Raw genomic sequence first — 24,464 nt, 5'->3', positions numbered from 1 at the left:
ACGACCTGGCCGGGGGACGCATTCCCGCCGGTGCTACTTGATGGCGGACTTGCCCTTCCACTGGTCCCAGGACAGCTGCCAGTCGTACCAGTCGAACTGGGCCGGGAGCGTGGTGATCGAGCCGGTCACCTCGACCGGGTCACCGACCAGCGCCGAGTCGTAGTACGCCTTCGCGTCGGCCTCGAGCAGGTTCGCGCAGCCGTGCGAGGTGTTGTTGCTGCCGATGTTGGCCGCGTTGTCGTTGTTCTCGTGGATGAACTCGCCGTGGTTCGAGAACCGGACGGCCCACTTCTTCACGACGTTGGTGTAGCCGTAGCGCGGGTTGTCGAACGAGAAGGTGTCGTTCTTCGACATGACCACGAACGTGCCGTTCGGCGTCGTGAGCTCGGGGTCCGCGTCCTTGCCGAACGAGGCCGGGTAGTCGGCCGTCTGCTGGCCGTCGCGGAACACCTTGAGCCGGTGCGTCGGGTTGTCGATCTTCACGACCTGGTTGCGGCCGATGGTGAAGTCGCTGGTCACGTCGGCCTTGCCGAACGCGCCGCCGCCGTAGTTGACGCCGTAGAGCTTGGCCTCGACCTTCACCGTGGTGTTGGCGGGCCAGTACTTCTCCGGCCGGTAGTGCACCTCCTGGGCGTTCAGCCACGCCCACGAGCCCTGCACGTTCGCCGAGTTGGTGACCTTCAGCGCCTTCTCGACGGTCGCCTTGTCCTCGACCGGAGCCTCGAACTTGACCATGATCGGCGCCGCGACGCCCACGGTCTGGTTGTCGCTCGGCCAGAGCGTCGCGCGGGTCTGCGAGCCGGGCGCGACGGTGGTGAACGAGCCCTTGAGCTCGACGGGCTTGCCGTCGGACCCCACGGCCTTGCCGGTGAAGCTGTACGTCTTGCCGTAGCCCAGCGGCTCGGCCGTCGTCCAGCCCGACTTGTCCTCGGTGAGGGTGCCCTTGACGTCGGCGCCCTCGGGCGACTTCAGTGCGACGGACTCGATCTTGCCGTCCACCACGGTGACCTGGACCGGGGTCGTGACCTGCACGTCCTTGGTTCCGTCGACCGGGGACAGGGTCACCTTCGCGGACGGCAGCGAGCTGTCCGCCTTGGGTGTGCCTGCCTCGACACTTGAGCAACCGGTCAGCAGCGTCAGTCCAGCGACCAGCGCGACAAGCGTTCTCTTCACGGTTTCGACCTCCCACCATGGTGGACGTCCAGAACCCCGGCGGGGTGTGAGTGACGTCGGTCACACCCGCTCCGGCAGCTTACGATCGAAGTCGTGAATCGACCTGTCGCAGTTGTGACCGGAGCCAGCGCGGGAATCGGCGAAGCCACCGCGCGGCGGTTGGCCGCCGAGGGTTTCCACGTCGTGCTGGGTGCACGGCGCCTTGACCTCCTCCACGTTATCGCGAAGGAGATCGAGGGGACGGCCCTCGAGCTCGACGTGACCGACGAGACGTCCGTCGCTGCCTTCGCGGACCAGGTGCCCGTGGCGAACGTGCTGGTGAACAACGCGGGCGGCGCTCGCGGGCTCTCCACCGTGGCCGAGGGCAGTGCCGACGAGTGGCGCTGGATGTGGGAGGCGAACGTCCTCGGCACCCTGCTCGTGACCAGGGCTTTCATCCCGAAGCTGATCGCGTCCGGGGACGGGCACATCGTGTCTGTGACGTCCATCGCGGCGTACGAGGCCTACGACAACGGCTCGGGCTACACGAGCGCCAAGCACGCCCAGTCGGCGTTGCACCGGACGTTGCGCGGCGAACTGCTCGGGCAGCCGGTGCGGATCACCGAGATCCAGCCGGGCATGGTCGAGACGGACTTCTCCGCCAACCGGTTCGGCGGCGACACCGAGCGCGCGGCCAAGGTCTACCAGGGCATCACGCCGCTGGTCGCGGACGACGTGGCGGACGTCATCTCGTTCGCGGTCACCCGGCCGTCGCACGTGAACCTCGACACGATCGTGCTCAAGCCGCGGGCCCAGGCCTCCGCGACTCGGGCACACCGCGAGTGAGCAACTCCACGTCCAACTGACGCAGGACGGGCTCGATGGGGTTCGCGAAGCCCGTCGAGCCCGATCCGGCGATGTACAGGCCGACGACCCGGTTGTCGGCGTCGACCAGGACGGCACCTGAGTCGCCGTGGTCGCCGAAGAGCTCAGCCGAGTGCACCCGGATCTGGTCGCGCAGGGTCCGCACGCCGATGCCGTCGCCGAAGTCGAGCCGCAGCGTGGAGTCCGTCGACTCGATCACGCCGTAGGTGAGTCCGGTGGTGCGGCCGCGTTTGCGGACGGTCGAGCCGATGCTCGCCCTGGCGCTGCCCGTGATCGCGCCGATGTCCAGCACCTCCGCGCGGAACGGCCGGGTGCCCGTCCACAGGCCCGCCGCGCACACGGCGCCCGCCAGCGCGGCCCGGTCCAGCACGGCGACCTGGTCCTCGCCCGGCACGCCACCGTCCACTCTGGACGGGTGCACGAACTCGTCGCCCACCGACCACGAGTCGTCGACGCAGCCGACGTGGAACGTGGTGAGCCCCAGCACCTTCCGCGCCTCGTCGCGGGTGACCGCGAACGCGCCGAGCGTGCCGGCGATCACGAACTCACCGGCCCTCGGCACCTCCGGCGGCACGACCCGGAACGACCGAGCGGGCCCGATGCCGATGCCGCCGCGCAGCACCTGATGCCGTTCCGCCGCAACGGGTTGCTCGTCCTCGGAGCGGATGATCCTGGCGCGGTGCAGCACGATCGACTCGGCCACGACGTCGGTCGGCACCCCGCCGACCTCGACCGGGATCTGCTGCGGCTGGTCGGGGCCCTTGGCGCACACGTAGACGACGATCGCGGCCTTGCCGGTCGGGCGACCGGCCGTGACCTTCTCGCCGATGTCCACGCCGATGACGCCCGGCCGGGCCAGGAACTCGTCTTCGACCATGCGCTTGATCGGCCTGATGACCTCGCGCGCGCTGTCGTCGAGGTAGCTCATCGGCAACCTCCGTCCCCTTGTGACTCCATGAAACACGCCAGGTAGCGGTTCGTCACACGGAGTCACCCGAACGCCGCTAGAGCTGAACGCCTACGAAAACGGGTTCCGGGTGCAGTTCCACTCCAAAGGCCGAACGCACGCCGTCGCGCACCTCGCGGGCGAGGTCGAGCAGGTCCTCGGTGGAGGCGCCGCCGCGGTTCGTCAGGGCCAGCGTGTGCTTGCCGGACAACGAGACCCGGCCGCCCGGGCCCTGGTGTCCCTTGCGGAACCCGGCCCGTTCGATCAGCCACGCGGCCGAGAGCTTCTTCTGGCCGTGGCCCGCCGGGTAGCTCGGCACGTCGACGTCCGCGCCGAGGCGTTCGGCGATGCGGATCAGCACGCCGCTGAACGTCGCGTCGTCGATGATCGGGTTGGTGAAGAACGAGCCGGCGCTCCACGTGTCGTGGTCGGTGGCGTCGAGCACCATGCCCTTGCCGCGGCGCAGCTCCAGCACGGCCTTGCGGGCCGCGTCGGCGGGAACGCGTTCCCCTTGTGCCACCCCGAGAACGCGCGCCAGCTCGCCGTAGCGGATCGGCGCGGACATGCCGCCCGAGGTCAGCGTGAACCGGGTGCGCAGCACGACTGCGTTGTCGGTGTTCTTGAGCGTGCTGGTGCGGTAGGCGAGGCCCAGCTTGGCGGCGGGCACCTGGTGCACCTTGCCGCTGCGGCGGTCGAGCAGATCCACCGACTGGAGCACCTGGGAGATCTCGACGCCGTACGCGCCGACGTTCTGCACGGGCGTGGCGCCGTTCAGACCCGGGATGCCGGACAGGCACTCGAGCCCGCCGAGGCCCTGCGCGACCGCCTCGGCGACGACGGCGTCCCACTCCTCGCCCGCCTCGACGGTGAACTGGACGATGCCGCCGCCCAGCGGGTCGAGCCGGAAGCCCTTGGTGGCGACGTGCACGACCGTGCCGTCGAACCCGCCGTCCGAGATCACGAGGTTGGACCCGCCGCCCAGCACGAGGACCTTCTCGTCGGCGGCGGCGTCGGCTGTTCGCACGGCTTCGACCAGCTCAGCGGCGGTCGTGGCGTGGACGAACCGCGCGGCCGGGCCACCGAGTCGGAGCGTGGTGCGCTCGGCCAGAGGTACGGACTGCGTGGTGGTCACAGACGTCAACGGTAGCCTCCGCGACATGGCACGCCGCATCGAGCACCACACCACGTCACCCCATTCGGCGGAGAAGGTCTTCGGCGCGTTGACCGACGAGACCTTTCTGCGGGACCGGCTGGCCGCGATCGGTGGCCCCGGATCCGTCCTGGTGACGTTCGACCAGACCGACGAGCGGACGTCGTACCAGCTCAAGCAGGGTGTGCCCGCGGAGCACGTGCCGTCGGCGATCAAGGCGGCGCTCGGCGGCGACCTCGTGATCAACCGCACGGAGACGTGGGCGGCGGGCGCCGGCACGGTCGAGGTGCTGGTCAACGGCGTGCCCGGCCGGCTCGAAGGCTCGTTCACCGTTCTGGGCAACGGATCGGGCTCGAAGCTCACCCTCTCGGGGGAGGTCAAGGTCAGCATCCCGTTCCTCGGCGGCAAGATCGAGAAGCTGATCGCGGAGCAGGTCGCCGTGCTGCTCGACAAGGAGAGCGAGTTCACGTCCGAATGGCTCGCAAACCGCGGCTAGCGGCGGGCCGGGCCCGCGCGCTCGGCCTGCCCACGCGCGGCACGACCAACCCGAACCGCCTGCGCCGGGTCGACCGGTGGATGGCCGGCACGCTCGCGGGCTTCCTGACCGACGCGGCCGACCCGCTGGTGGTCGATCTCGGGTACGGGGCCACGCCCATCACCACCGTCGAGATGGCCGCACGGCTGCGGGTCGTCCGCCCCGACGTGCGCGTGCTCGGGCTGGAGATCGACCAGGACCGGGTCGACGCGGGCAAGGCGGTGGCCTCCCCGCCGCTGCTCGACTTCCGGCGCGGCGGGTTCGAGCTGGCCGGGGCACGACCGGTGCTGCTGCGCGCGTTCAACGTGCTGCGCCAGTACACCGAGGAGCAGGCGTTCGAGGCGTGGGACACGATGCTCGGCCGGATGGCTCCCGGCGGGCTGGTCGTCGAGGGCACGTGCGACGAGATCGGCCGCCGGTGCACCTGGGTGACGTTGAACGCCGAGGGGCCGCAGACGTTCACGCTCGCGGTGAAGCCGTCGGGCATCGAGGTGCCGTCGGACGTGGCCGAGCGGCTGCCCAAGGCGTTGATCCACAAGAACGTGCCGGGTGAGCGCGTGCACGCCCTGCTGGCCGAGCTGGACGCCTGCTGGGCGACGGCGGCCCCGTTCGCGCCGTTCGGGCCTCGGGCACGGTGGGTGGAGTCGGCGCGGCTGCTCGTGGAACGCGGCTGGCCCGTGCTGGACGACCGCCGGCGCTGGCGGCTCGGCGAAATCACGCTCGAATGGGCCGCCGTCGCGCCCTAGGGTGGATCGCGTGGACTTCGTCGCGCAGATCGAGAGCCAGGCTTCTTCGATGCGGTCGGCCGCCCTGAAGGCCGGTCCGGACGCACCCGTCCCGTCGTGTCCTGAGTGGACTGTGCTGGACCTCGTGCGCCACCAGGCGGAGGTGCACACGTGGGCCGGGCAGGCGCTCGTGACCGCACCCGACGAGCGCAGGCCGAAGTGGCCGCACGCGCCCGAGGGGTGGGACGAGGCGCTGACGTGGTGGGAGAACGCGCTTTCCGTGCTGCTGGACCGGTTGCGGTCGACGCCCGGCGACCGTCCCGCGTGGACGTTCCACGGCCCGTCGCGCGCGGACTTCTGGGCGCGCAGGCAGGCGCACGAGACGTCGATCCACCGGCTGGACGCGGAACTGGCGACCGGTCTCGACGTGCCGGTGCTGCTGTTCGACTCGGAGTTCGCCGCGGACGGCGTCGACGAGATGCTGACGGTGATGGTCCCCCGCCAGCTGGTGCTGGGCCGCGAGATCACGGCGACCGGCCGCCTGGTCGTGCACGCGGCCGACGCGGGCCGCACGTGGGAGGTCTTCCTCGCCGCCGGTGAGCAGCCGGTCGTGACGGGCGTGCTCGACTCCGCCGTCGACGCCGACGTGACGCTGGCGGGCACCGCGGACGCGCTCTACCGCGCCCTGTGGGGCCGTCCGAGCCACGCGATCGTGACCGGAGACGAGTCCCTGTTGGCGGCGCTGCCCAGGCCGTGAATACTTCTGCGGCGTGTCATCGCCTGAGCGTCGCTATGTGATCACCTTCGGCTGCCCGGACCGCACCGGCATCATCGCGAGGATCTCGTCGTTCCTCGCGGAGAACGGCGGCTGGATCGTCGAGGCCGCGTACCACACTGACCCGGAGACGGGCTGGTTCTTCACGCGCCAGGAGGTCCGCGCGGACTCCCTGCCGTTCGGCGTGGACGACCTGCGTGCGCGCTTCGCCGACGTGGCCGCGTCCCTCGGCGCGCAGTCGACGTGGACGGTCACCGACACGGGCTCCCGCAAGCGCGTGGTGATCCTGGTGTCGAAGGAGGGCCACTGCCTCTACGACCTGCTGGCCCGCGTGGCCACCGGCGAGCTCGACGTCGAGGTGTCGGCTGTCATCGGCAACCACCCGGAGCTCGGCGACATCACGCGCGCGCACGGCATCCCGTTCCACCACGTGCCGTTCCCGGTCAACGACCCCGAGGGCAAGCAGGCGGCGTTCGCCCAACTCCGCCTGCTGGTGGAGAAGCACGACCCGCACGCCGTCGTCCTGGCCCGCTTCATGCAGATCCTGCCGCCGGAGCTGTGCGCGGCCTGGAGCGGAAAGACCATCAACATCCACCACAGCTTCCTGCCGTCGTTCATCGGCGCGCGCCCGTACCACCAGGCGCACCGGCGGGGCGTGAAGCTCGTGGGCGCCACCTGCCACTACGTGACGGCGGACCTCGACGCGGGGCCGATCATCGAGCAGGACGTGATGCGCGTGCACCACGGCGACTCCGTGGCGGACATGGTGCGCAAGGGCCGTGACATCGAGAAGGTGGTGCTGGCGCGCGGGTTGCGGTGGCACCTGGAGGACCGCGTGCTGGTGCACGGCAACCAGACGGTGATCTTCTGAGCTACCAGCTCTCCTTGCGGTAGACGGACTTCTCGGCGAAGTCCTCGTCCTCGCGCTGGGCCTTCTGCTGCGGCAGCGGGGGTTGCTGGGGTTGCGGGACCTGGACGTCGGTGTCCAGCTCGTTCGCGTGACCCCCGACGACCTGGCGGAACTCGCCGAGCACGTTCGTCGCGGCCTGTTCCCTGGCGGAGCGGACCAGTGCGAGGACCTTCGTGGCCAGCTCGGCGTTGCCCTCGATCTCGAGGTCGAGGAGGGCGCCGTTCGCCGCGACCGTGACGGTCAGGGACTTGTCCTCGCTCGTCACGGTCGTGCCGGCGGATTCGAGGTTGCGGCGGAACGCGGTGGCGTTGCGCTGCAGTTCGGCGGTCTTGGCCTCGAAGTCGGCGAGCCATTCGTCGGGAGTCATCGCGGTGCTCATTTCTTGGTGGGACGAGGGCCGTACTTCTGGTTCAGCTCAGCCACTTGCGCTTCGTCGTACTTGTCAATCTTGATGGGACCGTCGAAAAGGATGATCGACTTGTCCGTCACCGGCTTCGGCGGAATCACTTCGCCCTTCACGATCCCTGCTGCGAGCGCGACGGTCGTGGTGCTTTGCCAGTAGTTCTTCTTCGCGATCTCGACCAGTTCCTGGACCAGTTCTTCAGACGCGGTCTCCGGCTTCAAGGCGGCATTCAGACCGATTCCGGAGCTGTCAATCGAGTGCGTGTACTCGTACCGGGCCTCAGCGACACCTGGCACCGCCCGCCACTCGGCCTCGATCTTCTTGCCCAGGTCGTCGTCGTCCTTGAGGAATGTGAAGGACTCCTTGCCCTCTCCGCAACTCGTCAGCAGAGCGAGCGCGAACAACGTCGCCAGCACGTGGCGAATTCTCATTTCCCACCTTCACGGTCAACTCGGTAAGTGCGCATCTCGGACGAACTCCCGCCGGTGAACGCCCCAAGGCCGTCCTTGTACCTCTGCACGGACGGATCCGATCCGCGGTCCAGTTCCCGGGCCGCGTCCGTGTAGTTCTCCTGGATCTGATGATTCCCACCGACGGTGTTCTGCTGGTTGTCGAACTCCACGGTGGTGCGGTTCGGGCTGTCCGGATTCCCGGAGGCGTCGAGGTGGGGGACGATGTCGTTGCGGTTCTCCAGGGACAGCACCTGCACAGCCCCCGGAACCTCGATCCGCCCTACCGGAGAGCCGGCGGTGAGCACGTGAGTCACGTTGTACCCGTTGGAGACGAGGTCCGTGGTCGCCTGCGCGGCCACGATGCCACCTTGGCTGTGGCCGACCAGCATCACGGGCGCGCCGGTGTCCTGGGCCCCCGCTCGGCGCAACGCCTCCTCGATCCCCTTCTGCAGCACGGTGTTGTTGCCCGCCATGGCGTCGACGTTGGTGCCGAGGTCGTTGGCACCCTTCGTCGTGAAGGGCGCGTTCCACTCCTTGGTGCCCGGGATGTCCACCACGTAGCCAGTCACCTTGCCGTTCGCGTCCCTGATGATCTGGACATCCAGGTTGGCTGGATCCGGGTTCTGGTCGCTCTCGAACTTGTCGGAGCTGTTGCGTCGTGCCAGACCGTCGAGGAGGTCGCCCAGGTTGCCGGGCGCGTCCGGGTTCGTGGTCCGCGAGTCCGTCACGACCGCGTCGCTGTCCGGGTAGGTCGCGGCCAGCAGATCCAGGTTGGTGGCGAGGTCGACCGGGATGCCCAAGGCGCTGAGCATGCCGGGCGACATGCCGACCAGCGTGTCGACCATGCCCGGATGGTCGACCAGCCACTTCTGCCAGTCGCCGTCGTAGTTCAGGTAGACGTCGGTGGCGATCGCACCGCCGCCGACCAGCGCTGCACCGACCGGATTGGTGGCCACCGCGAGGCCCGCGAACCAGCGGCTGGCGTCCAGGCCCTTGGCGGCCAGCTCGTCGGCCATCTCATAGGCGATCCGGGTGGCCTTGAGCGCCTCGCCGCGCAGGCCGATGCCGGCCGAGGTGGCGGTGAGGCCGTTCGGGCCGTCGAGTGCGACGGCCATCGCCGCCTCGAACTTGACCACGCCGCCGGGGTTGAGCAGCGACGAGGCGAGCACGTCGGGCTCGGCGAGGAACTTGTGGCCCGCGACGGCGGTCTTGAGGGTATCGCCGGCGACGTCACCGGTGAGGTCGCCGAGGGCAGCCAGGTCGTCGTACTTGGCGGTGATGCCGCCCGCGCCGCCGCTGACGCCGATGTTCGAGACGGTCATGCCAGCGCTCCTGCCACGGCGGGGGCCACCCAGGTGCCCAGGTCTTCGCGTTGCGCCGGTTCGATCCGCACCATGCGGCGGTCCGAGCCGTCCGGCTCGGGGTCGAGGCCGCTCCAGCCGCCTGCCGTGTGCACCCAGTTGACCTGGGAGGTTCCGCCGTTCCAGACGACCAGGCAGCGCAACGCTCCGTCGGTCTGACCGGCCACGTCGCGTGCCAGCGAGGCCTCGTCGCCGGACAGGCTCAGCGCGTCCACCACGGCCGCGGGCCCGTCCGGATCGGCGGCGCGGAAGAGCCTGGCGGCGCCCATCTCCTGCAACGCCACCAACGGCAGGCGGCCGCGCAGGGGTTCGGCGTCCTGGACGCGGCCGAGTCGTGCTTCGAGGCTCACCACTGCTTCTGGCTGCGGCACCGCGCGGATGAGTTCCTTGCCCAGGTCGACCGACGCGAACATGGACAGCTCCACCGCGCCGTCGCCCAACTCGAAGAGCGAGGCGCCCAACGGTCCGTTGACCGCGTGCACGCTGTGCGAGGCCTTGGCGCCGATGGACGCGACGGTGTCGAGCAGAACCGTTGGCCTGGCGAGGATCTGGAGGTTGCGCTCCACCGACGGGTGGACCTCGGCCTCGTCGCCGACGCCGGTCACGACGCGCTTCTTGGTGAGCTCCGCCTCGGCCGGTCCGATGTGGACGTCCGCCGGCCTCCAGTCCGGCGGCAGGTCGACGCCGGTCTTCTCGACCAGGTAAGCGAATTCTCCGGCGGACAGCACCAGCCGGTGCGGTGCCGGGGTCACGCGGGCACTCCCTGGCCGCGCATGAACTCGCCGACTTCCAGCCAGGCCTTGTCGCCGTGCGGCGGCAGGTTCTCCGGGCCCCACTTCCAGCCGGTCCACGGCGCCTGCGGCGGCTGAGGTGCCTGCCCGCCACCGAAACCGAGCGCGTCGGCCACGCCGTTCGCGATGTCCTTCACGGCGTTGTTGAACGCGTCGACGGCGCGGTTGAACGTGTCGATCGCGCTCTTGAACCAGCCGGTGACGGCCTCCGCGATGCGTTTGATCGCGGCGATCATCTCGCGGACCTCCTGGGCGTGCTGCCGCAGCACGGCGGCGGCGCCGTCGAGGCCGTCCGCGGCCTTGAACAGCTGGCGCTTGTCCCCCTCGACCGTGTCGCGGCACCGCTCGGCCGCGATCGACTGCCACTGCATCCTGCGCGCCGCGTCGTTCATCTCGGTGCCGCGCGTGCGGACCGACTCGGCGCGCTTCTCGATCTCGCCCGCGATGCGGTCCAGCTCGTCCGGATTGCCGTACATGCCCACCCCGTTCACTCGGAGTGAGCAAAGCACAACAGAGAGAGGCCCCGCCCACCGAACCGGAGAAGATGAGCGGAACTACTCATCGGCCGGGTTCGAGTTCGCCGGCCTCCGACCGCGGCCCGTACCGGCGTTCCATCTCGACGACGTCGCCGAGCTTGAACTTGACGTCGTCGCTGGTCAGCAGCTCGCCGCCGGAGTCAGACCGAAGCCGGACGCGGAAGTCGACCCGGCGGCCGGTGCCCGTCCAGTAGTCGCGCCGGATGATCTCCATGGCCTCGTCGGCCTTCGCGCGATCCGCCGCGGTCGCTGTCACGCTGAGGTACTGCCGGTAGTCCATGCCGGTCGTGTATTCCACCTCGACCGCGGAAACGCCATCGTGCGCCTTCAGGTCGGACTCGATGCGGTCGGCGAGATCCTCGACCGTGTCGTCGGACGTGCCGCACGCGGTGATGAGCAGCAACGGCGCCAAGAGCGCGAGGCGCTTCACTTGCTCGGCCGCGTCGGCCGGGGGCCGTAGCTGGCCGTCAGGTCGCCGTCGAACTCGATGTCGCCCTGGCCGATGGGCTCGGCTTCTCCCGGCTTGTCGGCGTAGGGCGGGTCGTCGGTGGAGTAGACGAGGTAGCCGACCCCCACGTCACTCGAGGTGCCGCGCCAGTAGTCGCGCCGCGCGATCTCGACCAGGTCGTCGACGGTGGTGGCGGTGATCTTGTCCGCGTGCACCAGGACCTCGACCCTCATGCTCTCGCCGAGGTCGAGGCCGTGCCGGTACTCGAACTGGGCCGCGGCGACGTCCGGTCGTTGTTTCCAGTCGGCCACGATCTGCTTGCCGACGGCGTTGACGTCCGCGTTGAAGTTCTCGAGCACGCCGCACCCGGTGAGCAGCAGGAGAACCGGTAGAAGTCTGAGCATCGCGCACCCCCGCCGTGGATCTTGGCAGGGGTGCGCGGCGGGTGCCCGGCGAACTCAGATCTTGTTGGCCGCCATGCCCACCGCCTCGACCAGCCAGCCGGCGTCCGCGGCCGACATGACGGCGGGCGGGGTGAAGCTGACCGTGCGGCCGCGGAAGTCGGCCAGCACGCGGGAGCGCAGCAGTTCGCCGGTGAAGACGTCGGCGGCGCGCTGGTCCGGCAGTTCGACGCCGAGCAGCAGGCCGCGGCCGGTCGCGTGGGCCTTGCCGGCGGTGACCGCGCGCAGGCCGTACAGCAGTTCGTCGCCGAGCAGCTTGGCTCGTTCGACGAGGCCTTCGGAGGCGGTGACGCGCAGGCAGGCGTTGACGGCGGCCGAGGCGAGAGGGGAGACGGCGTCGTGGCCCCGCCACAGCGGCACCTCGACGGCGGCCGAGGCGACGACGGCGGCGATCGGCAGCACGCCGCCGGACAGGCCCTCGCCGACCAGCATGATGTCCGGGGTCACGCCGTCCAGGTCGACGCCCCACCACACGCCGAGGCGGCCCAGGCCGGAGCGGGTCTCGTCCACGACGAGCAGCGCGCCCGCCTCGCGGCACGCCTCGGCGACGTTGCTCAGGTAGCCGGTGGGCGGTGGCGCGACGCCGCGGACCGGTTCCACGAGCACGCAGGCCGGTGGGCCGGAGGCGAGGACGGCGCGCAGCGAGTCGATGCCTCCGTACGGGACCTCGCCCGTGGTCAGGACACGTGGGCGGCCGTTGGCCTGGGCGAGGGCGACGGCGAACTGGGCGGCCTCGGACGCCGAGGGAAAAGTGTGGATGTGGTCGAGTCCGTTGGGAGTGACCAGGTCGAGCATCAGGCGGTCCAGCAGGGACGGCCTGCGCACCTGGCCGACCACGGCCTGCACCACGGCCGGGTGGGCGTGGCCTAGCAGGGGGACTCCGTACCCGCCGCAGTCCAGGTACTCGACTCGGTGGGGATCTACCACTCGGGCGCCTCTCGCGGCGCAGCCGGTCAGCTGTTCGGTAGCCATTTCGGGGAACCTCTCCTGGGCAGCGCGGCCCGCGGCCGCTCGTCGGGGATGGCGAGCGAACCTGAGTTCCCACCAAGAGATTCGGATCCCGAGCCCAGTTGGTTCGCACGAGGCATAGGCTTTTTCCCGTGCGGATCGAAATCACCGACCTCGACCAGCTGCGGGCCGCCCCTGACCTGCGCAAAGCCGTCATCATCGGGCTGGACCTGCATCGCGAGGACGTGCGGGTGCCGATGGACGGTGCCCTGCTGCTCGGGTGCACCCTCAGCGAGACCATGCAGCGCAGGGCGGAGGCCGCGGGAGCGTTGATCTTCCCGGTCATCCCCGACCTGCCCTACGACGTGTACCGCTCCGCCCTCTACACGCCCGCGGAGCTGTTCGCGGGCTTCGACCCGGCCGACCCGAAGTCCTACGCCGACACCCCCGACGCGGTCATCTACAAGCACAGCAAGCAGCAGGGCCACCACCCCGACCCGTTGCACGCGCTGGCCGAACGCCTGCACGACCACTCGATCACCGAGGCCCTCGACGAGACGCTGACGGGCTCGCCGGTCGCCGTCATGGGCGGCCACGCGCTGGCCCGCGGCTCCGAGGGCTACCGCAACGCCGTCACGCTCGGCGCGGCACTCGGCAACGCCGGCTTCACCGTCCTGACCGGCGGCGGACCGGGCGCCATGGAAGCGGTGCCACTGGGCGTGCGCCTGGGTTCCGCGGACTCCGACGTCCTGGACGCGCTGGCCAAGGCCCCGTCGTTCGGCCACGACGACGAGTCGATCGGCCGCTGGCTCGCCGCGTTCCCGGAGATCCGCAGCTTCGACAAGCCGCGCACGATCGGCATCCCGACCTGGTTCTACGGCCACGAGCCGCCCAACCCGGCCTGCGAGCTGCACGCCAAGTACTTCGCGAACTCGGTCCGCGAGGAGGGCCTGCTGACCGTCGCGACCGGCGGCATCGTCTACACGCCGGGCAAGGCGGGCACGGTCCAGGAGGTCTTCCAGGACTTCACGCAGAACTACTACGGCAGCGTCGGCCCGGCCGCGCCCATGATCTTCCTGGGCCGCGACTTCTGGACCGACGAGGTCCCGGCCGCACCGCTCGTGCAGAAGCTCGCGGCGGGCCGGGAGGCCGAGCAGTGGATCCTCGTCACCGACGACGTCGACGAGGCGATCGCACTACTGACCAAGTACGCGGGCTAGCTCCGGCACCACCTCGGCGCCGGTGAGCTTCATCAGCACGTCGCCGGGGATCAGGATCTTGCTGCCCCGGATGCCGCTGCCCACGATCAACTCGGGGGCGGCGGCCACCTCGGGCGAGACCAGGATCGGCCAGTCCGCGGGCACCCCGACCGGCGTGATGCCGCCGTACTCCATGCCCGTCAACGCCACGGCCTCGTCCATCGGCGCGAACGACGCCTTGCGCGCGTCGAGCCGCTTGCGGATGACGCCGTTCACGTCCGCGCGCATGGTCGCGAGCACCATGCAGGCCGCGTAACGGACGACGTCGCCGCGCTTTCCGGCCACGACCACGCAGTTGGCCGACGCTTCGAGCGGCGAACCGTAGTGCGCGCAGAACTCTGCGGTGTCGGCGAGCGTGGGGTCGATCTCCGCGACGGCGACGCGGTCGGCGCCGTCCAGGTTCTTCAGCGCGGCCGCGACGGGCTCGGGCACCAGGTCGAGACGGGAAAGCACAGGTACGGGTTCGAGAGACCCGGCGATGGTCCACACGCTGCCCATCCTGCCAAATGCTGTTTGACTTTGACGCTGCGTCAACCTCTACCTTCGATTTCAGAGCGCGAAGGGGGAACCGAAATGGCCTGGTCGATCGCCCAGGTGGCCCGGATGTCGAAGGTGACGTCCAGGACACTGCGGCACTACGACTCGATCGGCCTGCTGCCGCCGGCCTGGATCGGCGACAACGGTTACCGCTACTACGAGAAGGAACAGGTGCATCGCCTGCAGCAGATCCTGCTGCTGCGCGACCTCGGCCTGGGCCTCGACGTGGTCGCGGAGATGCTGAACGGCACGGACCAGCTGACCGTCCTGCGCAACCACCACCGGTGGCTGCAGGACGAGAAGCAACGGCTGGACCGGCTCGCCGGCACCGTCGCGCGAACGATCGCGGAACTGGAAGGAGGGGACGAAGTGAAGATGGAAGAGCTGTTCGACGGCTTCGACGCCAAGAAGCAGGAACGGCACGAGGCCGAGCTCGTCGAGCGCTACGGCGAGGGCGTCAAGGAGCACATCGCCGAGAGCAGGCAGAAGCTCAAGGACTGGACTCGGGCCGACGCCGACGACTTCATGGCCCAGTGGCGGGACATCGCGGCGAAGCTCGGCGCGTTGTACACCGCGGGCACGGCAGTCGACGCCGCGGAGACGCAGGAGCTGATCGACCGCCACTACCGGTGGATCTGCCTGAGCTGGACGCCCAACCGGGAGTCCTACAAGGGGCTCGGCGACCTCTACGTCGACTCGGACGAGTTCCGGGTCAACTTCGAGGTCGAGAGCGGCGGCAACATGGCCGAGTGGGTGCGTGACGCGATGGCCCACTACGCCGAGACCCGGCTGTCCTAGCGAAGATGCGGGAGCTGCAGATCCCGCATCACCCGCCGAAGAGCTTCACCGATCAGTCCAGCTCGAACGCCTTCAACGCCTCGCGGTTGAACGCCGGGAGGTCGTCGGGGTTGCGAGACGTCACCAGCGTCCACCCGTTCATGTCGCACACCCGGACCTCTTCGTCGGCCCAGTCGCCACCCGCGTTGCGGATGTCCGTCTGCAAGCTCGGGAACGAGGTCAGCATCTTGCCGCGCACCACGCCGGACTCGACCAGCAACCACGGCCCGTGGCAGATCGCCGCGATCGGCTTGCCCGCGGCGACCAGGGCCTTCACCAGCTCGACCGCGTCGGGTTCCATCCGCAGGAAGTCGCTGTTCGCGACGCCGCCTGGGATCACCGCGCCGTCGTAGTCGGAGGCGCTCGCGTCGGCGAACGTCGTGTCGACGGGGAACGCGTCGGCAGGCGTGAGGTGGTGGAACCCGCGCACCTCGCCGAGCTTCGGGGCGAGCAGGCGCGGCACCCCGCCGGACTTCTCGACGTGCGCCCACGGGTCGGTCAGCTCGACCTGCTCGATGCCTTCCGAAGCGACCAGGAACGCGATCTTCTTCTGTTCAGCCATGCATTTCGGCTACCCGCCGAAGAACGCGACCAACCGGTGCCGGATCTCGTTCCGGTGCGTGATCATCGGCGACGCCGAGTCGATCAGCCACAGGTCTCCACGAGGAAACGCCGCCGCGGTCGACTTGGCCACGTCCTCGGGGTGCAGGGGATCACCGACAGCCCCGATGACCAGCACCGACGTCGACACAGCCGCCAGCGCCGAGGCATCGGCCACGGCGACCTGACCGGGCAACTGCGCAGCCGCCGCCTCCAGGCGACTCAAAGCCGCCCGCCGCTCCGCCACGTAGATCGGCGGCCCCACCGTCAGATCCGACAGCTGCTGCAACGTGAACGCGGGCCGGGGCTGGTCCAGCACCGCGGGCAGCAGCAGAGCCACGCGCGAGAACCGGTCGGGCTCAAGAGACATCAGCCGCACCAGCGCACCGGCGCCCAACGACACGCCCACGGCGTGCGAGGCGGAAACGGTGCCCAGGTCGGCGGCGATCGTGCCGTAGTCCCAGTAGCCCTCGGGCGCGTCGGGCGCGGTCCCGTGCGACGGCAGCGTCACGACGACACGGGTGCCGGGCAGCCCGGAGGCGGGGATGCGCGCCTCGCCGGGGGTGGCGCCGAGCCCGTGGGCGACCAGCGTGACCGGCGAGCCGGAGCCGTAGGAGGCAGTGATCACCAGCGCGGGCCGCGCTGGACCTCGATCAGCCGCGGGCGCACGTCCACCATGTAGACGAGCACCGCGATCAGGCCGGCGAGCCAGAAGATCGACCCCGCGCCGCGCGGTTCGAACAGCAGCAACGCCGCCGTCCCGCCGCCGGTGATGCCGAGCCACGCGGGCTTCGTCATCTTCTCGATCGCGGTGTAGGCATCCGGCCGCTGGCTGATCGCGTGGAAGAACGCGAACAGGCCGAAGATGCTGAACACCACGTCGGCGAGGAACAGCACGATGCCGTCGAGGTTCCAGATGCTGATGTACGGCAGGTAGAACACAGGGCCAGCCTACGTGCCGGTACGAGAAGAGGGGAGCGGCCCTGTCAGGACCGCTCCCCTCTTGATCAACTCACCCGCGGGTGAGCGCTGCTTCTCAACGACTCACTTGGTGGTGTTCGTCGTGGTCGGCTTCTTGGCCGCGGTGGTGGAACGCGTGGTCGTCGCCGGCTTGCGGGGCGCGGTGCGGTTCGCGGTCTTGCGGGCGGTGCTGCGGACCTCGTGCGCCACCTCGCCACCGGTCTCGACGACCTCTTCGGCCAGCTTCTCGGCGGCCTCTTCGACCTCGTGGGCGACCTTCTCGCCGACCGAACGGGTGCGGCGGGTCACCTTGCCGAGGACGTCGTCCGCGAGCTCGCGGGCGTCGGCGGCGGCGGACTCGGCGCGCTTCTGCGCGGCCTCGACGGCCTGCTCGACCTGCTCCACGGCCTGCTTGACCTGCGGCTGGGCCTTGATCTGCTCCAGCGTCTGCTCGCCCTGGTCGGCGAGGTAGGTGTAGAGGTTCACCGCGGAGGCGGTGTAGGCGTCGACGAGCTTCTTGAGCTCGGCCGGCTGCAGCTTCTCGCGCAGGTCCTTGAGCTCGTTCGGGAGGTCGACGGCCTGGGTGCGGGCCTCGTCGGCGCGCTCCTTGGCCTTGTTCAGGGCCTCGACCACGGCCTTGGCGGCGAGGTCACCGGCACCGAGCGCGGCGAGCAGCGCCTGGCGTGCGGCGTGGGCGCCCTGCTCGGCGGCCTTGCGAACGTCGTCCTGGGTGAGCTTCGGCATGGAGATCAGTCCTCCTGTTGTTTGGCGGAGTTCTCCCGCCGGAAAGATTCGTAAACGTCGAGCAGCACCTGCTTCTGCCGCTCGGTCAGATCGGTCGCGGCGACGATGGCGTCCGCCAACGCACCGCCTTCGCGCTGCTGGAGGATCCCGGCCTCGACGTAGAGCACCTCGGCCGAGATGCGCAGCCCCTTGGCGATCTGCTGAAGGATCTCCGCACTGGGCTTGCGCAGTCCTCGCTCGATCTGGCTGAGGTAGGGGTTGGAGACTCCCGCTTGCTTCGCCAACTCCCGCAAGGAGATCTTGGCGGTGTTGCGCTGCTCGCGGATGTACTCACCGATGTTGCGCCCGAGGTCCGCGACTGCTTTGTCGATGGACTTGTCCACTGTTCCCGCTCCCGTTCCTCGTGCCACCAACCACGTTAGCGACGAGTGCTAGCAGTTGCAAGCACTCTGCTAGCAATCGCTGCGTGGGCTCCGCCACAGCGTTACCGTGGGAGGTGACATGGACGACGCCGGGGCCCTGCGCGCCGAGCTGGCGGACCACCTGCTCGGCGTCGGCGCGCTGCGCGAAACCAAGTGGCACAAGGCTTTCAAGGCCGTCCCGAGGCACGCGTTCCTGCCCAGGTTCTACCGTCAGCTGCACACCGGCGACTGGGAACGGGTCACCGGCGCCGACCCGGACTGGCTCGAGCTGGTCTACGCCGACCGGGTCTGGGTTACCCAGTTCGACGGCGACGACACGGTGACCGGCGGCACACCGACCTGCTCGTCGAGCATGCCCACCATCATGGCGATCATGCTGGAGGCACTGGAAGTCCACAACGGACAGTCAGTCCTGGAGGTGGGTACGGGCACGGGCTACAACGCGGCCCTCCTCTGCCACGCCGTGGGTTCCGGCAACGTGACGACGATCGACGTCGACCCGAACATCTCGCGACGGGCACGCGAACGCTTGAACACCAACGGTTTCCATCCCACCTGCGTCACCGGTGACGGCGCAAGGGGCCATCCGGCCAACGCGCCCTACGACCGCTTGCTGGCCACCTGCTCCGTCGCGACGATCCCACCGGCCTGGCTGGATCAGACGCGCGCGGGCGGCCTCGTCGTCACGACCCTGCACCGCCCCATCGGCGCGGGCCTGGTCAGGATCGTGTCGAACGGCGACGGCACCGGCGAGGGCCGCGTGCTCGGCGAGGACGGCCGGTTCATGCCGTTGCGCGCTCATGCGATCCCCACCGCGCTCGCCGGAGCAGGCGACTACGACCGGCGCGCCACCACGTTGCGGCTGAACGCCGTCGTCGACCCGGCGAGCCCGTTCGAGTTCTTCGCGGGCATCGCGCTGCCCGGCGTAGTTGCGGGCCGGGACTGGCTCGCCCATTCGGACGGATCGTGGGTGCACCACCGCGGTTCGCACGTCGACCAGGGCGGCCCGCGCCGGCTCTGGGACCTGGCCGAGAGCGCCGCCGCCGACTGGCACGACCTGGGCGAACCCCGCCGCCAGGACTTCGGCGTCACGATCACCCGCACCGCCCAGCACCTGACGTTGCGCGATCTGCACTGGCATCTGTGATCAACAACCAAACGTCACGACACGGGTCACTGAATCGACCCCGCGCGGATGCGGTGCGTCATGATTCGACGCATGTCCAGATTCCGTCAGCAGGCGTTGCTGGCCGGCTGCGTGCTGACGGCCGTGCTCACCGCGGCCGGGCTGTTCGTCACCGACCACGGCATCAACCCGCACCTGTGGCTGATCGTGCTCGCGGTGGCGTTCCTGGGCTTCCTGGCCGTGCTCGACCCGTGGGTCAAGCGCAGGCACAACGCCGCGCTCAGCACCGACGAGCACCTGGACGCGGCCTGCCGCGCCCTCGCCATCGGTCTGCAGGCTCAGTGGAACGAGGAGGTCCGCTCGCGCGGCCTCACCGACCCGGACGTGCTCGACCTGCACTGGGTCGCGCCCGACCTGGACGTGAGCGACGAGCCGGACGCGCCGCCCGGACGCAGCGACGCCGTCGTGGGCGCGTTCGAACGGCAGCTCAACCGCCGCCTGGTGATCATCGGCGAGGCCGGCACCGGCAAGTCGACGGTCGCGACGCTGCTGACGTGCGGCCTGCTCGACCGCTACGACGGCGGCATGGTCCCGGTGCTGCTGCCGCTGTCGACGTGGAACCCGGCGATCGAGGACATCCGCACCTGGCTCACCCGCAGGCTGTACGAAGACCACCCGGCGCTGCGCAACACCGAGCTGTACGGCAGCTACGCCGGTGACCTGCTGGTCGAGCAGCACAAGATCCTGCCCGTGCTCGACGGTCTCGACGACGTCCCCGCTCACCAGCGCGCGGACGCCCTCGCCCGGATCGCCAAGGCGTTCCCCGCGAAACGCCCGATGGTGCTGACCTGCCGCACCGACGAGTTCGCCTCGGCCGTGCGCCTCGCCGGTCCGCTGCCCGGCGCCGACGTGGTCGAACTGGCCCCGCTCGACCTGGACGAGGTCGCCGCCTACCTGCGGGCGAGCGCCGACAGCTGGGGCGCGGCGCGCTGGGAACCGGTGTTCATCCAGCTGCGCGAGGAACCGGACGGCAGGCTCGCGGACGCGTTGTCGACGCCGCTCACGATGTGGCTCGCCAGCATGGTCTACGCGGACAGCGAGGCCGAACCGACCGAACTGCTCGACCGCGGCCGGTTCCCGGACGCACGGGCGATCTCCGACCACCTCTGCGACGAACTGGTGTCGCGCGCGTACGGCAACCGGGCGTTCGCCCACCACGCCAAGGCGACGCAGGTCTGGCCGCGCGACCGCGCCCGCAAGTGGCTCGAGTTCCTGGCCCACGAGATGCGCGACCGCGGCATCCGCGAACTGGCCTGGTGGGAGCTGCGCCGGTCGGTCGGCAACACGTGGCTCGCGGTGCTCGGCGCACTCGTGCTCGGCGCGATCGGCGGGTTCGGCGTCGGCTGGCTGATGGCGTACTCGATCACGCCGTCGCTCGCCCCGATCACCGGTCTGGTCGCGGGCATCGCCGTCGGCGCGGCCGCCCTCACGGCCTCGCAGGAGCGCAAGGCCAAGCCACGGCTGGGGATCTGGCGCAGCCTGCTGCTGGTGCCGGGTGTGCTCGGCCTGGCGGGCGGCCTCGTCTTCGGTGCCCTGTACGGACTTTCCGCCGGGCTGGTGGTGGGCCTCGGCCTCGCCGTGGCGACCGCGCTGCGGTTCGCGTTGTCGAGCGCCGCCGAGCTCTCGCAGGCGTCGAGTCCACAGTGGACGATGGCGCGCGACCGGATCGCGGTGTGGACCGGTTCCCTGGTGCTGGCCGTGGTGTTCGGCTCGGCGGCGGCGCTGGTGTTCGGCCCCGGCCAGACCGGCATGGTCGGCCTCGGCCTCGCCTCCGGCCTGATGCTCGGGTTCGCGCTGGCCGTCCTGCACCTGCGCTGGTGGTGGTTCACCGTCGCGCGGATCTGGTTGGCACTGCGCGGAAAGCTCCCGTGGGAGCTGATGGTCTTCCTGGAGGATTCACGCAAGCTCGGCGTGCTCTGCCGGGCGGGGGCCTGCTACCAGTTCCGGCACGGGCTGGTGCAGGACCGCCTGGCAGAGCACGAGACGAACAGGACTACTCGGTCCGCAGGCCAAGTGCTCCGGTCGCCCTTCTCAGCGAAGGCAGCGTCAGAGCAGTGACCAGCACGACCAGCCCCACCGAGATGCCGGTGACGATCCCGATGCCGGTCCAGTCGTAGGCGACCTCGGCGTCGAACGCCCGCGTGACCAGCACGCCGAGCAACACGCCGGTGCCCACCGCGACCACCGTGGAGATCACCAGCGGAATCCCGTTCTGCCACACCAGTGACAGCGCGAGCGTCCGCCGCGGCACCCCGCTCGCCGCCATCGCCGCGAGCGGCCGGCGGCGTTCCCGCACCTGCTCCAGCCCCACGACCAGCAGGGACGCGCCGGCGAGCAGCAACGTGATCAGCGCCGCCCCGTAGAGCGCTCTGCGGACCGCCAGGAACACCTGCTCGACCTCGGAGCCGCGGTCCTGCCCGAAGAAGGTCGTGTGCACGCGCCACGAGTAGGGCGCGAGAGCGTTGCGCACGTGCTCGGCGACGTCCGTCCTCGACACGTCCAGCTCGGCCTGGATGTCGGCGTACGAGTGGGTCAGGTCGACGTCCTTCGCCGCCGCCGGGGTGACGAAGATGCCGATCAGGGTGCCGTTCGCGCGCTCGACCTGCGGCACCGTCCAGGTCCGGCCGGTCTCGTCGAACCTCAGCGTGTCACCGGGCTTGGCGTCGCCGAAACCGTTCGCGGTCGGCACCTGGAAGACCTGGCCGTCGGTGCAGCTCGAGAACCTCACCACCGTCCGCAGCGCCTCGCAGCTGCCGACCGAGATGGTGGTGGTGTCGCCCTCGGGCGTCGTCGTGTAGGTGCGCTGGAGGCTTTGCACCCCGGCCACACCCGGCGTCCTGGCCAGCAGTTCCGGCAGCTCGGGGATCGGGGTGGTCTCGTTCACCGTGACGTTGAGCGAGTGGTTCCCGGCCTGCCGAGTGTCCTCCGCCTTCACGTCGTTCTCGACGCCCGCGAGGATCACCTGGAGCGTCACGGTCCCGGCGAGCACCACCGACACACCACCGACGACCCGTGCCGCCGTGCCCGCGTCGAGCTGCAACCGGCGCACGGCCAGCTGCAACGCCGGAGTGGCCCCGCGCAACCCGTGCACGACCCGCTCGACCAGCCACGGCAGCAGCACGGGAACGGCGAACATCAGCAGGACCACGCCGACGACGATCGGCCACTCCTGCGGCTTCGAGCTGTCCGCGCCGAACTTGCCGAACTGGCTCGCCAGCAGCGCCACCCCGCCGAGCGCGGGCACGACCCGCCACCACAGCCTGCGCCGCACCGGCTTCTGCTCGCGCACCACGCCGAGCGGTTCGATGATCGTCCGCCGCATGGCGAACACCGAGGTCAGCACGGCCAGCACCGGCACGGCGACGATCACGAGCAACGTCAGCGGCAGCGTCGGCGCGAGGTCGCTCGGGAACATCGCGATCTCGGGGATGGGAATGTCGTCGACCAGCGGCCTGACCGCGAACAACAGCCCGAACCCGATGGCGAGACCGACCACCGCACCCGCCAGCGCCTCACCGGACGCGATCAGCCGCACCCGCGTCGCACCTGCTCCGACCAGGCGCAACGCGGCCAGCCGCCGGTCTCGCTGGGCCGCGGCCAGCCGGGCGGAGACGCTCACGAAGACCAGCACGGGGAACAGCAGCACGACCGCGCCGACGATGCTGAGCATCAGCAGGATCGTCGGCAGCCCGCCGCCTGCCCACCCCTGTCCGAACGCCCAGACCTGGTTGCCGTCGTTCGGCTGGATCTTCGCGTCGCCCGCGAGGAACCGGAGGTCCTGCGGCCCGTCCATGCCCTCCGGCGCGAACGTGCCGATGACCTTCTGCGGGAACCGCGGCCGCAGCAGCTCGCCCTCAGGGCTCGCCAGCAGGGCGGCGAGCCGGGGCGACACGATGATCTCCCCGTCGCCCGGCAGCCGGTCGATGCCAGGCGGCTTGGGCGCGTCCGGCACGACGGCGCGCACGTACGTGCCCCTGACGTAGTCGGACCGGTACTCGACCGACCCGTTCTCGACCAGCAACGGCGCGGGCCCGGTGCCCGTCTCCACGGTGTTGCGGGCGTCGCCGCGCTGGTCACGGTTGCCGAACGCGGTCGGGATCGACGCGGCGAGCAGCAGCACCGCCACGCACATGCCGATGCCGATCCCCTGGAGCGCGAGCCTCCCCCAGGACTTCCGGCTGCCCCCGACAGCCAGCCGGACGCCCAGGAGGAGGTCGCTCAGGACGCGGTTCACCTGACGAACTCCACGTCCCGCGAACGGCCGTCGCGCACCACGACCTCGCGGTCGGAGTAGGCGGCGACGCGCGGTTCGTGCGTGACCAGCACGACCGCCGCGCCGGTCTCCCTGGCCGCGGTGGTGAGCAGGTGCATGACCCGTTCGCCGTTCAGCGAGTCGAGCGCGCCCGTCGGCTCGTCGGCGAAGATCACCTTCGGCTGGGTGACCAGCGCGCGGGCGATCGCGACGCGCTGGCCCTGGCCACCGGAGGTCTCGCCGGGCCGCTGGTCCGCGACCACGTCGACCTCCAGCCTGGCCATCCAGTCGCGCGCGGCCCGTTCGGCGTCCTTGCGCTTCATCCCGCTGAGCCGCAACGGCAGCGCGACGTTCTCCAGGCAGGTGAGCTCCGGCACGAGCTGGCCGAACTGGAAGACGAACCCGAACTCGGTCCGGCGCAGCTCGCTGCGGTCGCCGTCGTTCATCGAGGTCAGGTCGCGGTCGCGGTAGGTGACCGTGCCCGAGTCGGGCGGCAGGATGCCCGCGAGGCAGTGCAGGAGCGTCGACTTGCCGGACCCGGACGGGCCCATGATCGCGACGACCTCGCCCTCCCTGATCGAGATGCCGGCGCCGTCCAGCGCGTTCGTCTTCCCGAACGACTTGCAGAGGCCCTGGGCGGACAGCAGCGTCGTCATCGGGCCACCTCCTCGGCGAGTTTGTCCACGCGGGCGGCGGTGAGCTCGAGCCACCGCAGGTCCGCTTCGAGGTGGAACAGGGCGAAGTCGCAGATCAGCTGGTCGGCGAGGTCGCCGTCCGCCTTGCGCTTGGTGAGGTCGCGCATGGTCGTGAGGTGCGCGGCGCGTTGCGTGTCGAGCACCTCGGTCGCGCTCCGGCCGGACAGCAGGGCCAGCACGACCTTCGTGAAGAGCGTGTTCTGCAGGTACGGCTCCGGCTTCTCCGGCGTGCCGAGCCAGCGCTCCACGTCGGTGACCCCGGCGTCGGTGATCGCGTACCGCTTGCGCTCCGGGCCGTCCCCCGCCTCGACGCCCGCCTCGGTCACCAGACCGTTCTTCAGCAACCTCGACAGCGTCGAGTAGACCTGTCCGTACGCCAGCGGCCGGTCCTGGCCGAAACGCTCGTCATAGGCGCGCTTCAGGTCGTACCCGTGCCTTGGACCGCCTTCTAGCAGGCCCAACAGTGCGTGTCCGATCGACATGAGGAGCACTAT

At 70.1% G+C, this 24,464-nt stretch carries 29 protein-coding genes; 9 read left to right on the top strand and 20 right to left on the bottom strand.

From position 1 onward, the window contains the following. Positions 1–33 precede the first annotated feature (33 nt). Positions 34–1,173 (bottom strand): Ig-like domain-containing protein, encoded by a 1,140-nt coding sequence (locus tag ACFWNN_RS21250; protein WP_382441641.1) that lies wholly within the window; start codon positions 1,171–1,173, stop codon positions 34–36. Between the two features lie 93 nt (positions 1,174–1,266). Here ACFWNN_RS21250 and ACFWNN_RS21245 point away from each other — a divergent pair, with 93 nt between their 5' ends. Beyond that, positions 1,267–1,998, top strand: a complete 732-nt coding sequence (locus ACFWNN_RS21245) for an SDR family NAD(P)-dependent oxidoreductase (RefSeq protein ID WP_382441640.1) — start codon at positions 1,267–1,269, stop codon at positions 1,996–1,998. On the opposite strand, the gene ACFWNN_RS21240 is transcribed toward ACFWNN_RS21245, so the two are convergent. Beyond that, positions 1,952–2,965: a hypothetical protein gene (locus tag ACFWNN_RS21240; protein ID WP_382441639.1), complete on the bottom strand. Its 1,014-nt coding sequence runs from the start codon at positions 2,963–2,965 to the stop codon at positions 1,952–1,954. The genes ACFWNN_RS21245 and ACFWNN_RS21240 overlap by 47 nt on opposite strands. A gap of 76 nt (positions 2,966–3,041) precedes the next feature. Next, positions 3,042–4,142 carry a UDP-N-acetylmuramate dehydrogenase gene (locus tag ACFWNN_RS21235; protein ID WP_382441638.1) on the bottom strand — a complete coding sequence of 367 codons (1,101 nt, stop codon included), beginning with the start codon at positions 4,140–4,142 and terminating at the stop codon, positions 3,042–3,044. Between ACFWNN_RS21235 and ACFWNN_RS21230 the strand changes: the two genes are divergently transcribed. The 4 genes from ACFWNN_RS21230 to purU are packed head-to-tail and all read left to right on the top strand — an operon-like array spanning position 4,141 to position 7,039. Then, positions 4,141–4,629: a DUF2505 domain-containing protein gene (locus ACFWNN_RS21230; RefSeq protein WP_382441637.1), complete on the top strand. Its 489-nt coding sequence runs from the start codon at positions 4,141–4,143 to the stop codon at positions 4,627–4,629. The two genes, ACFWNN_RS21235 and ACFWNN_RS21230, sit on opposite strands and share 2 nt — an antisense overlap. Further along, positions 4,608–5,414 (top strand): class I SAM-dependent methyltransferase, encoded by an 807-nt coding sequence (locus tag ACFWNN_RS21225; protein WP_382441636.1) that lies wholly within the window; start codon positions 4,608–4,610, stop codon positions 5,412–5,414. The genes ACFWNN_RS21230 and ACFWNN_RS21225 overlap by 22 nt, the downstream gene beginning before the upstream one ends. 10 nt (positions 5,415–5,424) lie before the next feature. After that, positions 5,425–6,150: a maleylpyruvate isomerase family mycothiol-dependent enzyme gene (locus tag ACFWNN_RS21220; RefSeq protein WP_382441635.1), complete on the top strand. Its 726-nt coding sequence runs from the start codon at positions 5,425–5,427 to the stop codon at positions 6,148–6,150. A gap of 13 nt (positions 6,151–6,163) precedes the next feature. Continuing rightward, a complete protein-coding gene (purU, locus tag ACFWNN_RS21215; RefSeq protein WP_382435331.1) occupies positions 6,164–7,039 on the top strand; it encodes a formyltetrahydrofolate deformylase in 876 nt (291 codons plus the stop codon). Between the two features lies 1 nt (position 7,040). Here the strand turns inward: purU and ACFWNN_RS21210 are convergent, their stop codons facing one another. From ACFWNN_RS21210 to ACFWNN_RS21175, 8 genes are all read right to left on the bottom strand, one after another. Continuing rightward, positions 7,041–7,445, bottom strand: coding sequence for a YbaB/EbfC family nucleoid-associated protein (locus ACFWNN_RS21210; protein ID WP_382441634.1), 405 nt, complete (start codon positions 7,443–7,445; stop codon positions 7,041–7,043). An 8-nt stretch (positions 7,446–7,453) separates the two neighbouring features. Further along, a complete protein-coding gene (locus tag ACFWNN_RS21205; RefSeq protein ID WP_382441633.1) occupies positions 7,454–7,897 on the bottom strand; it encodes a hypothetical protein in 444 nt (147 codons plus the stop codon). A gap of 11 nt (positions 7,898–7,908) precedes the next feature. Beyond that, on the bottom strand, positions 7,909–9,255 hold the full coding sequence (locus tag ACFWNN_RS21200) for a hypothetical protein (RefSeq protein WP_382441632.1): 1,347 nt from the start codon (positions 9,253–9,255) through the stop codon (positions 7,909–7,911). Then, positions 9,252–10,046, bottom strand: a complete 795-nt coding sequence (locus ACFWNN_RS21195; RefSeq protein ID WP_382441631.1) for a hypothetical protein — start codon at positions 10,044–10,046, stop codon at positions 9,252–9,254. Before ACFWNN_RS21195 ends, ACFWNN_RS21200 begins: the two co-directional genes overlap by 4 nt. Further along, entirely contained in the window at positions 10,043–10,561 is a 519-nt protein-coding gene (locus tag ACFWNN_RS21190) for a putative T7SS-secreted protein (protein WP_382441630.1), read from the bottom strand. The genes ACFWNN_RS21195 and ACFWNN_RS21190 overlap by 4 nt, the downstream gene beginning before the upstream one ends. 82 nt (positions 10,562–10,643) lie before the next feature. Beyond that, the gene (locus ACFWNN_RS21185) at positions 10,644–11,051 is read right to left on the bottom strand and encodes a hypothetical protein (RefSeq protein ID WP_382441629.1); all 408 of its coding nucleotides are present in this window, start codon (positions 11,049–11,051) and stop codon (positions 10,644–10,646) included. After that, entirely contained in the window at positions 11,048–11,473 is a 426-nt protein-coding gene (locus ACFWNN_RS21180; RefSeq protein ID WP_382441628.1) for a hypothetical protein, read from the bottom strand. The genes ACFWNN_RS21185 and ACFWNN_RS21180 overlap by 4 nt, the downstream gene beginning before the upstream one ends. A gap of 54 nt (positions 11,474–11,527) precedes the next feature. Beyond that, the gene (locus ACFWNN_RS21175; protein WP_382441627.1) at positions 11,528–12,502 is read right to left on the bottom strand and encodes an aminotransferase class III-fold pyridoxal phosphate-dependent enzyme; all 975 of its coding nucleotides are present in this window, start codon (positions 12,500–12,502) and stop codon (positions 11,528–11,530) included. A gap of 128 nt (positions 12,503–12,630) precedes the next feature. Between ACFWNN_RS21175 and ACFWNN_RS21170 the strand changes: the two genes are divergently transcribed. Next, the gene (locus tag ACFWNN_RS21170; RefSeq protein ID WP_382441626.1) at positions 12,631–13,698 is read left to right on the top strand and encodes an LOG family protein; all 1,068 of its coding nucleotides are present in this window, start codon (positions 12,631–12,633) and stop codon (positions 13,696–13,698) included. Here the strand turns inward: ACFWNN_RS21170 and ACFWNN_RS21165 are convergent. Then, the gene (locus ACFWNN_RS21165; RefSeq protein ID WP_382441625.1) at positions 13,675–14,235 is read right to left on the bottom strand and encodes a YbaK/EbsC family protein; all 561 of its coding nucleotides are present in this window, start codon (positions 14,233–14,235) and stop codon (positions 13,675–13,677) included. The two genes, ACFWNN_RS21170 and ACFWNN_RS21165, sit on opposite strands and share 24 nt — an antisense overlap. 75 nt (positions 14,236–14,310) lie before the next feature. Between ACFWNN_RS21165 and ACFWNN_RS21160 the strand changes: the two genes are divergently transcribed. Next, positions 14,311–15,072 (top strand): MerR family transcriptional regulator, encoded by a 762-nt coding sequence (locus ACFWNN_RS21160; protein ID WP_382441624.1) that lies wholly within the window; start codon positions 14,311–14,313, stop codon positions 15,070–15,072. Between the two features lie 52 nt (positions 15,073–15,124). On the opposite strand, the gene ACFWNN_RS21155 is transcribed toward ACFWNN_RS21160, so the two are convergent. The 5 genes from ACFWNN_RS21155 to ACFWNN_RS21135 all read right to left on the bottom strand — a co-directional run bounded on the left by ACFWNN_RS21155 (position 15,125) and on the right by ACFWNN_RS21135 (position 17,798). Continuing rightward, positions 15,125–15,673: a type 1 glutamine amidotransferase domain-containing protein gene (locus tag ACFWNN_RS21155; RefSeq protein WP_382441623.1), complete on the bottom strand. Its 549-nt coding sequence runs from the start codon at positions 15,671–15,673 to the stop codon at positions 15,125–15,127. A 9-nt stretch (positions 15,674–15,682) separates the two neighbouring features. Then, positions 15,683–16,339 (bottom strand): alpha/beta fold hydrolase, encoded by a 657-nt coding sequence (locus ACFWNN_RS21150; RefSeq protein WP_382441622.1) that lies wholly within the window; start codon positions 16,337–16,339, stop codon positions 15,683–15,685. Beyond that, a complete protein-coding gene (locus ACFWNN_RS21145; RefSeq protein WP_382441787.1) occupies positions 16,336–16,629 on the bottom strand; it encodes a DUF2516 family protein in 294 nt (97 codons plus the stop codon). Before ACFWNN_RS21145 ends, ACFWNN_RS21150 begins: the two co-directional genes overlap by 4 nt. A gap of 126 nt (positions 16,630–16,755) precedes the next feature. Beyond that, positions 16,756–17,415, bottom strand: a complete 660-nt coding sequence (locus ACFWNN_RS21140) for a hypothetical protein (RefSeq protein WP_382441621.1) — start codon at positions 17,413–17,415, stop codon at positions 16,756–16,758. A 5-nt stretch (positions 17,416–17,420) separates the two neighbouring features. Beyond that, entirely contained in the window at positions 17,421–17,798 is a 378-nt protein-coding gene (locus ACFWNN_RS21135) for a helix-turn-helix domain-containing protein (RefSeq protein ID WP_382441620.1), read from the bottom strand. Between the two features lie 118 nt (positions 17,799–17,916). On the opposite strand from ACFWNN_RS21135, the gene ACFWNN_RS21130 reads away from it, so the two are divergent. Together ACFWNN_RS21130 and ACFWNN_RS21125 are read left to right on the top strand one after the other, a co-directional pair. Then, positions 17,917–18,984: a methyltransferase domain-containing protein gene (locus ACFWNN_RS21130; RefSeq protein ID WP_382441619.1), complete on the top strand. Its 1,068-nt coding sequence runs from the start codon at positions 17,917–17,919 to the stop codon at positions 18,982–18,984. Between the two features lie 72 nt (positions 18,985–19,056). After that, positions 19,057–21,081 carry an NACHT domain-containing protein gene (locus tag ACFWNN_RS21125; protein ID WP_382441618.1) on the top strand — a complete coding sequence of 675 codons (2,025 nt, stop codon included), beginning with the start codon at positions 19,057–19,059 and terminating at the stop codon, positions 21,079–21,081. Here ACFWNN_RS21125 and ACFWNN_RS21120 read toward each other — a convergent pair. Genes ACFWNN_RS21120 through ACFWNN_RS21110 form a run of 3 tightly spaced genes read right to left on the bottom strand, consistent with a single transcriptional unit; the run spans position 21,017 to position 24,452 of the window. Then, positions 21,017–23,257 carry an FtsX-like permease family protein gene (locus ACFWNN_RS21120; protein WP_382441617.1) on the bottom strand — a complete coding sequence of 747 codons (2,241 nt, stop codon included), beginning with the start codon at positions 23,255–23,257 and terminating at the stop codon, positions 21,017–21,019. The two genes, ACFWNN_RS21125 and ACFWNN_RS21120, sit on opposite strands and share 65 nt — an antisense overlap. After that, positions 23,254–23,931 (bottom strand): ABC transporter ATP-binding protein, encoded by a 678-nt coding sequence (locus ACFWNN_RS21115; protein WP_382441616.1) that lies wholly within the window; start codon positions 23,929–23,931, stop codon positions 23,254–23,256. Before ACFWNN_RS21115 ends, ACFWNN_RS21120 begins: the two co-directional genes overlap by 4 nt. Continuing rightward, complete coding sequence (locus ACFWNN_RS21110; protein ID WP_382441615.1) at positions 23,928–24,452, bottom strand: PadR family transcriptional regulator; 525 nt, start codon at positions 24,450–24,452, stop codon at positions 23,928–23,930. Before ACFWNN_RS21110 ends, ACFWNN_RS21115 begins: the two co-directional genes overlap by 4 nt. Positions 24,453–24,464: the final 12 nt, after the last annotated feature.

Origin of the sequence: Lentzea sp. NPDC058450 (genome assembly GCF_042721395.1) — a bacterium.
Lineage (GTDB): Bacteria > Actinomycetota > Actinomycetes > Mycobacteriales > Pseudonocardiaceae > Lentzea.
The sequence above is the reverse complement of the archived record's forward strand: the minus strand, read 5'-3'. Positions and strand labels throughout refer to the sequence as shown.

Coding starts and splice junctions, on each gene's coding strand:
- ACFWNN_RS21130 (WP_382441619.1), top strand. CDS start 17,917: ATGGACGACGCCGGGGCCCTGCGCGCCGAGCTGGCGGACCACCTGCTC.
- ACFWNN_RS21210 (WP_382441634.1), bottom strand. CDS start 7,445: ATGACTCCCGACGAATGGCTCGCCGACTTCGAGGCCAAGACCGCCGAA.
- ACFWNN_RS21160 (WP_382441624.1), top strand. CDS start 14,311: ATGGCCTGGTCGATCGCCCAGGTGGCCCGGATGTCGAAGGTGACGTCC.
- ACFWNN_RS21175 (WP_382441627.1), bottom strand. CDS start 12,502: ATGGCTACCGAACAGCTGACCGGCTGCGCCGCGAGAGGCGCCCGAGTG.
- ACFWNN_RS21230 (WP_382441637.1), top strand. CDS start 4,141: ATGGCACGCCGCATCGAGCACCACACCACGTCACCCCATTCGGCGGAG.
- ACFWNN_RS21240 (WP_382441639.1), bottom strand. CDS start 2,965: ATGAGCTACCTCGACGACAGCGCGCGCGAGGTCATCAGGCCGATCAAG.
- ACFWNN_RS21200 (WP_382441632.1), bottom strand. CDS start 9,255: ATGACCGTCTCGAACATCGGCGTCAGCGGCGGCGCGGGCGGCATCACC.
- ACFWNN_RS21115 (WP_382441616.1), bottom strand. CDS start 23,931: ATGACGACGCTGCTGTCCGCCCAGGGCCTCTGCAAGTCGTTCGGGAAG.
- ACFWNN_RS21110 (WP_382441615.1), bottom strand. CDS start 24,452: ATGTCGATCGGACACGCACTGTTGGGCCTGCTAGAAGGCGGTCCAAGG.
- ACFWNN_RS21225 (WP_382441636.1), top strand. CDS start 4,608: ATGGCTCGCAAACCGCGGCTAGCGGCGGGCCGGGCCCGCGCGCTCGGC.
- ACFWNN_RS21155 (WP_382441623.1), bottom strand. CDS start 15,673: ATGGCTGAACAGAAGAAGATCGCGTTCCTGGTCGCTTCGGAAGGCATC.
- ACFWNN_RS21190 (WP_382441630.1), bottom strand. CDS start 10,561: ATGTACGGCAATCCGGACGAGCTGGACCGCATCGCGGGCGAGATCGAG.
- ACFWNN_RS21125 (WP_382441618.1), top strand. CDS start 19,057: ATGTCCAGATTCCGTCAGCAGGCGTTGCTGGCCGGCTGCGTGCTGACG.
- ACFWNN_RS21180 (WP_382441628.1), bottom strand. CDS start 11,473: ATGCTCAGACTTCTACCGGTTCTCCTGCTGCTCACCGGGTGCGGCGTG.
- ACFWNN_RS21165 (WP_382441625.1), bottom strand. CDS start 14,235: ATGGGCAGCGTGTGGACCATCGCCGGGTCTCTCGAACCCGTACCTGTG.
- ACFWNN_RS21235 (WP_382441638.1), bottom strand. CDS start 4,142: ATGTCGCGGAGGCTACCGTTGACGTCTGTGACCACCACGCAGTCCGTA.
- ACFWNN_RS21140 (WP_382441621.1), bottom strand. CDS start 17,415: ATGCCGAAGCTCACCCAGGACGACGTTCGCAAGGCCGCCGAGCAGGGC.